Raw genomic sequence first — 10,965 nt, 5'->3', positions numbered from 1 at the left:
GGCGTCATTGCCGGCTGCATCTTTGATCGTTCCGCCATTCAAGGTCAATGCATTGGTGGCTTTGTAATCTAAATCTGCTGACTCATCGCCCATCTGAACGGTATAATTGAAAGTCAAAGTGTTTGTTCCTGTGCCTGAACTGTAGTCCACTTTACGGTCTACTACTCCGGTTTCAAGCTCCAACTGTGGGGTGCCTGTAACCGTTAATGCTTCATCGAAAGTAACTGTTATCGGTATCGATTCTCCTAATCCATAACTGCCATCCACCTTCGTAGAACTTACTGAGGTGATAACGGGGGCTATACCATCAATCACTATCGCTTTATTCGCTCCCAATGAATTGGCTGCACCAGGGGCTGGTAAAGTTAAAACTGCATCATTGCCTGCTGCATCCTTAGCTGTTCCACTTAAAGAAATATCCAAAGAGTTGGTTGCTTTATAATCTAAATCCGAACTTTCAGTACCTGCTTGAACTGTATATGTAAAATTCAAAGTATTAGTACCGCTTCCTGAAACAGCCGCAATGTAATAATCCAAGGTTCCTGTCTCTAACTGAAGTTGGATTTGACTAAGCGTATTAACATAAATAACCTCACTAAATACTACCTGAACATTCACTTGGTCACCAACCTTATAGGTTCCGTCTGATGTGCTACTGGTCACGTTAATTACCGTTGGTGCAACACCATCTACCAATACAGCCGTAGTGGCACCTACTGAATTTAAGGTAAGGTTTGCATCGTTGGTTGCCGCATCCTTCAAAGTACCTCCATTAGCGGAAAGGGTGCCTACAGTAATACCATCGGTATCCAATTCACCTGATTGTACAACATATCTAAACAGCAAGGCACTTGTTCCTGAACCGCTCTGATAAACTGCCTGACGAGTAGTAGAGCCTATAGTAATTGATAGTTGTGGAGTCCCGCCTGTAGTTACAACCGTTACGTTCTCAGAAAAATTAACCGTGAAATCTAAGTTCTGACTTGCAACATATGTTGCGTTGGCAGGAACTGATACGCTTGTCACTGTTGGTAATACTGCGTCTACCACTATGGCTTTGTTCGCTCCCAACGAATTGGCCGCCCCTGGAGTGGCCAAAGTTAAAGTAGCGTCATTACCTGAGGCATCTTTAATCGTACCTGAATTTAAGGTTAACGAGTTCGTAGCAACGTAATCCAAATCAGCACTTACATCGCCTGATTGTACTGTATAATTGAAGGTCAATGTATTCGAACCTGAGCCTGAAGTGTAGTTTACTGCTCTATCCGTTGCTCCTGTTTCTAATTTTATTTGAGGAATACCTGTTACCGTAACTGCTTCGGAAAATGTAACCGTTACCGCTACTGCATCGCCAGCGTTATATGTGCCATTGTTCGTAGCCGAACTTACACTTGTTACTGTTGGAACAACTCCGTCAATCACTAGCGCTTTATTAGATGCCAATGAACCGCCTGTAGCTCCTTGTTGTACGGTAAGACTAGCATTGTTTCCTGCTGCATCTTTTATTGTTCCACCATTCAAGCTAAGGGCAGTTGAGCTCGTGACATCTAAATCTGCACTCACATCTCCTGCCTGAACAGTGTAGACAAAACGTAGGGTAGACACACTCCTGTCTACATAGTTAATGGTTCTATCTGTGGTTCCTGTTTCTAGTTCTAACTGAGGCGTTCCAGTAACTAATACCTCTTCACTGTATTGAACATATATATTGATGTTGTCTCCAACTTTGAAGGTTCCATTGGTAGCATTCGAGGTTACTTCTAAAACAGTTGGTACAACTTTATCATTAAGGCTTGCTGTGTTATTAGTGGTTTGGTTGGCATCTGCGGTTAAGCCGTTTTGGTCAAATACCGCATTGGCTTGAAGGTCTACCTCTAAGGTTTCAGCTCCATCTGGCGTGCCTGTTACACTAAAGAAAATTCTAACTACGGTTTCTCCACCTGAAAGCGCTGTCGCTGAACCTTCTGCCGTATTATCATTCTTCTTTACGCTTGAAATGACTGGAGTGGTGGCTGTGCCATTGTTGATTGAAAGATTAAAATCACTCGCTTGCAAACCTCCCCCAGCACAATTGTCTTCATACACTCCTTCGTTGAAAGTTACATCAATGTAAGAGTTGTCTGCGGCTAAACTAACGCCTGTAATGCTAGGCTTGATTAGGTCATTTAAAATTCTGGTGTTATTGCTTTGTGTTGCACTTGCTGCATTTCCAGCGGCATCGAAAACTGAGCTTCCATCTGCAAAATCAATTTTTACAACTTCAGAACCATCGGCTACTCCTGTGGTAGTGAAGGTTACTCTAATAATATTTTCTCCTCCTGTTAAGTCTGTAGTACCATCTACCTTTTTCAAGCTGGTTATTACTGGATTAGTTGCCGAACCACCAGAAATTGAAATGGCAATATCACTGATTTCTAATGCTCCACTTCCTCCATTCGTGTTGTAAAGTCCTTCACTCGCAAAAATCTCTACAAAAGTATTCCCATTATGTAAACTTAAGCTGGTAATTACTGGGGCTACTGCATCAATCACTAAAGCTTTGTTTGCGCCTAATGAATTGGCTGCGCCTGGAGTAGCCAAAGTCAAAGTAGCATTGTTGCCTGCGGCATCTTTTATCGTTCCTCCATTCAATGCTAATGAGTTAGTCGCAACGTAATCTAAGTCAGAACTCACATCTCCAGCTTGTACTATGTAGTTGAAAGTTAAAGTCGATCCTCCTGATCCACTGAAGTAGTTTGCAGTTCTGTCGGTCGTGCCTGTTTCCAATTCTATCTGAGGAAATCCGCTAACCGTAACTGATTCGCTAAAGGTTACCGTTACCAATATCACCTCTCCAGCACTGTAACTGCCATTTGTCTTAGAAGAACTGACACTAGTAACGGTTGGGGCTACTGCATCAATCACTAAAGCTTTGTTCGCGCCTAATGAATTGGCTGCGCCTGGAGTGGCTAAGGTCAAAGTAGCATTGTTGCCTGCTCCATCTTTTATCGTTCCTCCATTCAATGCTAATGAGTTGGTTGCCACGTAATCTAAGTCAGCACTTACATCGCCTGATTGTACTGTGTAATTGAAGGTCAATGTATTCGTTCCACTACCAGAAGAGTAATTCACCGTTCGATCAGTGGTGCCTGTCTCTAAAGTAATCTGTGGAGTTCCTGTTACCGTAACCGCTTCTGAAAAAGTAACGGTTACCAATATCACCTCTCCAGCACTGTAAGTGCCATTTGTCTTAGAAGAACTGACACTAGTAACGGTTGGGGCGGTAATATCATTTAAAGTAGCAGTATTATCACTTTGGCTTGCAGCAGCAGGGAAGCCTTGTGAGCTAAAGATAGATGAAGCATCTGTAGGATTTACTGTCAAGGTTTCAGCTCCATTCGATACATTGGTATAAGTAAAGTTAATACGGATTACCGTCTCTCCACCACTTAAGACCCCTCCACTATTATCTGTGACACTGGAAATAACTGGAGAAGTAGCCACACCACCTGTCAATGATATGTTAAAGTCTGAATCTTGCAATGCTCCATTGCCAGCATTGGTACTGTAAACCCCTGCCGAAAAAGTTATATCTATATAACTGTTGTCCGAAGCCAGGCTCACTCCTGTGATCTCTGGATTGGAGGGATATATGGTAGCCCCTATCCCCAGGTATGGAGAAACTGTAGCTACAGTTTCCACAGCACCTCCATTATCGGCCAGTTCTCCACCTGTCACCGTTCCGTTGGCCTCTGTGCTAGCAAAAATATCAGCCAAGTTTGCCTCTACAGTAGCCGAGCCGGACGAAGGGGTAAAAGCCTCTGAAACAACTACGGTTCCAGAAAAATTAATTGTACCCGCGTTCAAAATGTTAACTGCCCCACCTGTATTGGCTATAATGGAGTTGGAAATATTGATTGTAGCGGACTGGACGCTTGGCTCTGCAAGAAGTTCTTCAAAATTATTGGCCTTATTGCCAGTGAGTGTAGAATTGGATAAGGTAACTGTGGCTGGAGCGTTTCCTGAGCCATGGACATGCAGGCCAGCTATTCCATCAGCAGTGTTATAAGCAATGGTGGTGTTATCGACTGTTCCTGTTCCTGTAATCACAATACTACCATACTTAGCACTATTTTCGGTAATAAGGCTATTCTTGATACTGACCGTTGTAGTACTTTCCGAGTAAAAGCCTCCGCCACGATTCTCGACACTATTGTTACTGATGGTAGAAGCATCAACGGTAAGGTTGGCATTACCACTAACATATATGCCGCCTCCATTATTAGAGCCAGTCAAGGAACCGCCTGTAATTTTGAGGGATGCTAACTCCACAGTTCCTCCAGAAACTTGAAACACACGACTATTGGATGCCGCATCTATGGTAATGTCGGCTTTGTAGTCGCCATTTATATCCCCTTTAATACGAATGCCATTTGTGATGGACAGTTGTGTTCCGTTTAGCGTGATGGTCGAGCCAGAAATAGCCGCATCAAACTCCACCTCGTCATTGTAACTGTTGGCATTGGATATAGTTATAGCTTCCCTCAGAGAAAACAGTCCGTCCCCAGCATCTACCACATCCGTTGCTGTATTCACTATCATTGGTGAATTTGTAGTAGTAATGTCTACTTTCGTAGGGCTGGCCTGAACATTGCCAGCTTGGTCTTCTGCCACAACGTAAACATCATAGGCAGTGGATTCGGTTAAACCAAGAACGAAGTAGCTACCTGAAAAGTCACCGGAATTAAGGGTCTCATTGCCACTGGCAGAGACAGCACCTCCACCGCTGGATTGGCCATTTTTTACCTCTGTGGACGTGGGAGCAGATGAACCATCAGGCACCACCACATAGTAAATCGTTCCCGATTCATCAATATCCGCTGACAAAATAAAACTACTGCGGGTGATACTGCTCGCTACAGGCGTGAGGTTTTCAAAGACCGGAGCGGTGTTGTCTGCAGCAGCTCCACTAGTAACAATATTAAAGACTACTGCGCCAATGGTTACATTATTAGAGAAATCAAAGTTAAGTAGGCCAGTAATAGTAACGCTATTGGCTGTATGAGAAATTGATAATCCTGTAGTGTTAACGCTAGATTCTAATGTATTAATTGAAGCACCTGTAATTGCGCCATATGTACCTCCAGAAAAATTAAAATTAATAACATTAGCATTAATAGTACTGCCATTTCTACCTGCCAGCGTCAATGTAGATTCATCAATATCTACATATAAATTTTTAATTGAACCAATTTGAAATTCAACATTATAATCAGCTGCTGCTCCTAAAAGATTATCGTCTGAATTGTTTACAGTCTTGGTAGAAGTTAGCTCTACAAACTCGACAGTTGCTCCTGCGAGAGAACCTGTAGATGAGGAGCTATTAGGAGAAACTGTAAAGGCACTATAACCAGAGGAAGTTATATCGTACGCTGCTGAGTTATTTCCTTCCCAATTACCAGCACCCAAAGCATAGTCACTATTAATGGCTCTCATCAACTGAGATTTAGTACCTGTAGTTATCCCTTTATACCTTACATTATCATTTTCATAATCTCTGCTATCATTTGGGTTAAAAAGTGAAATACAGTTAAACCCATTGGTTAAGCCTGGAGGTACGTTACTATAAGCTGAACCACCGTTTTCAGTTAAACCTGACCAGCCTGTAGTGGCATCATAGCCTAAAGAAGGACTAAGACCATCATCTAAATGAATAGCAGCTAAAAAGGTAGGTACAACTCCAGCTGGTCTTGCACCTGTGGAAGTTTGGTAGGCAATTACCTGATCTCCAGTCGATAAGCTCCACCCTGTACCAGCCAGAATACCAGATACGGTACCTCCTCCTATTACGTTCATCACGTCAGTACCTGTTTCGTAGATATGGACTATCGAACCTTTTGGAAGACCTCCAGCAGGAGCTGTCCATTTAAAATGCCCTTCGGAGGTTCCTACCCAGTAACCACTTGGAGTAAAATTAGCGTCTACACCTGTGTCTGTGTTTCTGGTTCTCCAACCCTCTTCGGTAAAGTATATCACCTCTCCAGCCGGTATGTCTTTCAAGGCTACCCAAGTGAAGCTATGGTCACGGCCGGACGTTGGCCCTGGGTCTTCATTTACTCCAATAAAGGCGATATCGCCATGGGTGAGTGTATTACTAATAGGTGCATCTGGACCCTCCTCCGTTTTTAACTTAAACGAGGATGTAGAAAGAAGTAGAAAAAAACAGAGTAGTATGCTTTTGCCTAGGGATTTGGTGATTCTCATGTTATAAAAATTATGTGCAACTATAATTGTGAGGTGAAGTCACAGTTGCAGATTTTTTCAGAGACAAAAAAACGGCCTTTAGAAGAAAGTAAATTGTAGAAATCGGAAATGAGGATTATTATCTGATATTAGAAGCCTTGGCGAAGAAGATAGGCAATAGAGGAACGTTCATTTTGTAATTCTTTTGGGGTTTTTCCACAGAAACTCTTGAAATCACGACTAAAATGCGCCTGATCGTGGTAGCCCATTTGATAAGCAATATCTGACAGTTTATCCGTATCCTTCATCTTGTCGAGCATTTTAAGCGATTCGTTGAAACGTGTCAACTGAATGAATCTTTTTGGGCTAAGGCCAACATACTCTTTGAAAATATTCACAATATGGCGTTCTGTATACCCCATCCATTCGGCCAAATCGGTTACCGTTATCGTAAATGCATTAGTGTTTACTATTCTTTTATAAATTCGCTCAACATCGACTCGTATCGGGTTATTTTCAAGTTGCTCATTCATAAATGCCTCCATGCTGTCAACTACATCTAAAGTCTTCAGTTGAATATTAGGCAATGGTAATTTATTACCTTCTAGCTTATCAATAGTATCGAGCCTTGTGAAGTTGTTTAAGATATCCTTAGGTTTTATCCGAAAAAGGAGTCCTAAATAAATTGGATGTATAGAAGCGCCTACCACACGGATCTTCTTATGAGAATACTTAGCCATATTGTCAATACAAGCCAAATAAAAGCCGCTATCTACCAAAGATTTACGATTCAGTCCGTCATATTCAACGTAAAATTCTTCATCAGTTTCTATATAAAAAAATGCAGATCTTCCGCTTGGCAATAAAAAATCTGCGCGTTCTGTTTGCTCGTCATACTCCATTACAAATAAAGAATGAACTACGTTCAAAAGCTCATGCTTGGGTTTAATATGAGAAACCTTTAAACTCATAACACCATTGTTAAAAGTTCATCAGGTGATGGCTTGAAGCCTAGAAATGAAAATTCTTGAATAATAAAATCACGGTCATCTTCGAATGAAAATAACAAATAGCACATATACGAAATAAATTGAGTCTCTGTAAGCTGATTTTTGACTTTCCTGTCTTAACCAGATAAGCAAAGCAACATATTATTAATTCGAAATATTATTAATTTCAGTTCGATTATTTTATTGGAGAACCACCAGAGCTCATGCTTATACTATGAATAACACACTAGTCTGTAAACCACTGGGGATCAAAAAATAACCTTAAATTAAAAGACGAAAAAACATCAAAGAAAAATCTACATTTTTATTTCAAAGGAAAAAAAACATAACAATACCAATTAAAAATTAGAAAGCCCCATAACTCAATTGAGTTATGGGGCTTTCTAAATATAAGTCAATAGGTTACTGCCCTACAAAGAAAATTGAGTTGGCAACGAACAGCTTTCCGTTTTGCCAGAAGGCACGGAAAAGTGGGTTATCGGCCATGTAAACTATAGAACCTCTACCATAGCTTTCAACACCGAAGACTACAGATTTGGCTAGTCTTTCTTTGGCCTTATCTCCAGCTACTCCGCTTACGTAAGAGTCAACTCCTTCAATAATTCCAACATTACCCCCACCAGCTAAGTAAGCATAACGGCTGCTGTTGTTTTTTAAGGTGAAGTAGTAATCAGGATATCCGAAAGCAAGTGGATGAGTATTGTCCACTTTCAATTTAAAAATTGCGCCCGGCAAACGAGAGCTTGCGAAAAGATCACCTCTATCGGCATAAGGTGTTAATGCCTCTTTTTCCTTTTCTTCATCTGTTTTCTTATTGGCTTCTTTCTGGTCAGAATCGCTGGCATAATTTTTTAAGCTGAAACCATCTTTTCCTGCAAAAGTGTTTATTGAACGTTCGATAGCGATGATCTTTCCTCCTCCACGTACCCAACTTTTCACATCATCCATTCGGCTACCGCCCAAAGCACTTCCGTAAGAACCACTTGGCAATACCAAAGTATTGTAGTTGTCGAGGTTAATACGCCCGAAGTCGTTTACATCTACCATAGTGATTGGGTAGTTCAACTCTTGTTCCATAAAATACCAAAACTCACCAAAACCAAGTGAAGAAACACCATCTCCTCTTAATACCAAGATTTTAGGCGCATCCAAAAATTTCACTCCATTCGAACCAAAATCTTTACCCGTTTCCACAAAAGTAGTTGGGGTAGAAGTAAGATTTCTGTCGTAAGTCTTTGCAGCGTTTTTCACAATGTCGTCAAACTTACTGCCCATGTGCATGTTTCCTTTTCTGGTAATGATTAGCGTTCCAGTTGCATAAGAGTTGCCTGCTACTGAAAACGGCTCTTCTGCAAATCTTAATTTAATGTCGTTTTTAAGTAAATGCCCTAAGAACTTAGCATCCTCTAAAGTCTCCCACTTCAATAAATAAGCGGCTGGTTTGCTGCCTACGTTTACCTGACCTTGTGGTTTAGAGTACTTAGCTGGCTTTACGTCCATTTTGGTTTCAGTAGCATAGGCGTCTAATCCCATCATGTATGGCACAGCCCAAGCGGTAATGTCATAGGTATCGGAAGTACTGGCAAAAGTATTTGGTTCGAAAAATGCCTGAACCAAAACTGCTTTAGGTTGAAAAGCACTAATCAAGATATCACCATTCTGAACACCAGCATTCTCCGTTTTACCTGTTAGGTAATTAAATGAAGACACTGCCTTGCTAGAAGAACCAATGCCATAAACAATTTGCTGGCTATCTAAAAAATCAGTCAACTTTTTAAGTTTGTCTGGGTGGTTCGTTCCTCTTACGATATAAGTTTTATACTTGGCTTTAGGGTTGTTTACTGATTTATTAAAGAAGTTAGCAAACTCATCCACCATTTTTTCGCTGTATTTAGAAGCCGTTTCTACCGTAGACATTCCAGTAGTATAGTGGTGCGCAATTGCATCTTCTAGTTTCAAGGTGTCGCCCTCATCTGTAAGAATGGCCAAATCGCTGCTCCCTTGCTCATAAGTCATTCCAATAGCTCCGTTGAACATCGGATAAGAGTCACCATAACTTGGGTACAGCATATCGAAGCTTTCTTTAGTAAAGAATAACCAACCGTTTTCGTCAAAATACTTGGCGTGGTTTTTACCAATAATGTCTTGAAAATCTCTTTGCCATTGCGTTACCTGATCGTGAACTGGCTCTGCAGCTGGCGCGAAATAATAAGGGCTATTGCTACCCTGCTCATGAAAATCCACATGAATATGCGGCATTATAGTATTGTAGAATTTCATACGCTGCTGAGATTCTACTTGTGTTTGCCAAGCCCAGTCTCTGTTCAAATCAAACAAATAATGGTTTGCTCTTCCTCCTGGCCAAGGCTCGTTGTGTTCGGCAGCCTCTGGATTTGGATTGGGCGTAGTTCCTGCTACCTGATTGATCCAGTTAGAGTAGCGATCGCGACCATCAGGGTTGACGCAAGGGTCGAAAATTATGACTGTGTTCTTCAACCATTCTCTTGAGGTTGTATTGTCTGGCCTTGCAATTTCATAAAGCGTTTTCATGGCCGTTTCTGTAGAGTTCGCTTCGTTGCCATGCACGTTATAACTTAACCATACAATCCCGATTTTCTTCCCAGAAGGCTCACCTTCCATCAGTTTTGCTCTTTTCAGGTTATCGGTACGAATGGTTTCCCAGTTATCGATATTTTCTTGAGACGATACAATTGCGGCAACCAAAGGACGCAGCTCATTGGTTTGGCCGTACTGATGAATTTTTGCATTGCTCAGTTGATTTGTAACATACTCATAGTAGTCTACCACTTTATAATTAGGTGTAAATCGTGTACCCAATTTGTAGCCCAAAAATTCATCAGGGCTTTTAAGCGATTGCGCTTGGGTTTGAAAAAGTGTGAATGCCAAAAGGCACAGGCAGAGGAGTGTTCTTTTCATAAATGTAGAGTTAACAGCGAGGAATTTACGGCTAATTAATTTCTTGCCAAACTTGATTTTCCTGATTGGTTAAATCAAAGTTGAGGAATCCCCTTCCTATAACTCATAATTAAGGTTGGTTTCTCTTATTGCTTGACCATATTCTAAGTCAATTCTCAATTAACAGTTTCTAAAATTAGAGCCTTTGAATACCTTCCTTTTTCGCCAGCGGCAAATAACAAACGTGTTTCGCTTATTTCTTCTAATTCAAGAATAAAGAATTTAGATGCAAAATGAACTCCACTCCCCTCACCCCTTCCATGTTCTAGGTAAAACCGTCCTTCATCTTCAACATAGAAGTAAGAAACCGTGGCTACCTGTTCATCTGGGGACGCCCAATAACAGCCCAAACTGCCTAATGTAACCTCTACCTCTTCGGTTTCTGCCTTAAAAGTATAGATGTCATCCTTATAACAATCATTAAAAGCACTAAATTGAGTATAGGCATAATTATCATAATGAGCAGTCACTCTCCATGACTTTTGAGAGTCGCCATATACCATTTTTAGTTGTTCTGCTGAGAACTTAATTTTTGGGGAGTCATCATCGTTTTTACAACCCATTAAAAAGGTAAAAGAAAGTAGTATGGCTAAAAAATATTTTGGTGCTTGCATAAAGGGTTCAAATTTAAGCAGTCGTTACCAAAGGTTATGCCATAAACCTTAAAACTGTACTTTGACACCTCTCCTTTTTTAAGAAAGAATTATTACGCCCAAAGACTCTTGTTCAAAAAAAGTAAACCTAATTTTGAATACTA

At 41.0% G+C, this 10,965-nt stretch carries 4 protein-coding genes; all 4 read right to left on the bottom strand.

The genetic code is table 11. From position 1 onward, the window contains the following. Positions 1-6,243, bottom strand: a 6,243-nt coding sequence (locus OB69_RS12135; protein ID WP_221404878.1) for a hypothetical protein, incomplete at its 3' end; no start/stop codon positions are given. Positions 6,244-6,371: 128 nt separating this feature from the next. Continuing rightward, on the bottom strand, positions 6,372-7,193 hold the full coding sequence (locus OB69_RS12130; RefSeq protein ID WP_053224006.1) for a helix-turn-helix domain-containing protein: 822 nt from the start codon (positions 7,191-7,193) through the stop codon (positions 6,372-6,374). A gap of 441 nt (positions 7,194-7,634) precedes the next feature. After that, positions 7,635-10,169, bottom strand: coding sequence for a M14 family metallopeptidase (locus tag OB69_RS12125; protein WP_053224005.1), 2,535 nt, complete (start codon positions 10,167-10,169; stop codon positions 7,635-7,637). A gap of 155 nt (positions 10,170-10,324) precedes the next feature. Further along, positions 10,325-10,822 (bottom strand): hypothetical protein, encoded by a 498-nt coding sequence (locus OB69_RS12120; protein WP_053224004.1) that lies wholly within the window; start codon positions 10,820-10,822, stop codon positions 10,325-10,327. Positions 10,823-10,965: the final 143 nt, after the last annotated feature.

This window comes from Roseivirga seohaensis subsp. aquiponti (assembly GCF_001267955.1).
Classification (GTDB): Bacteria; Bacteroidota; Bacteroidia; order Cytophagales; family Cyclobacteriaceae; genus Roseivirga; species Roseivirga seohaensis.
Note: the sequence above shows the minus strand (reverse complement) of the source record. Positions and strands in the feature narration are given on the sequence as shown.

Coding starts and splice junctions, on each gene's coding strand:
- OB69_RS12130 (WP_053224006.1), bottom strand. CDS start 7,193: ATGAGTTTAAAGGTTTCTCATATTAAACCCAAGCATGAGCTTTTGAAC.
- OB69_RS12125 (WP_053224005.1), bottom strand. CDS start 10,169: ATGAAAAGAACACTCCTCTGCCTGTGCCTTTTGGCATTCACACTTTTT.
- OB69_RS12120 (WP_053224004.1), bottom strand. CDS start 10,822: ATGCAAGCACCAAAATATTTTTTAGCCATACTACTTTCTTTTACCTTT.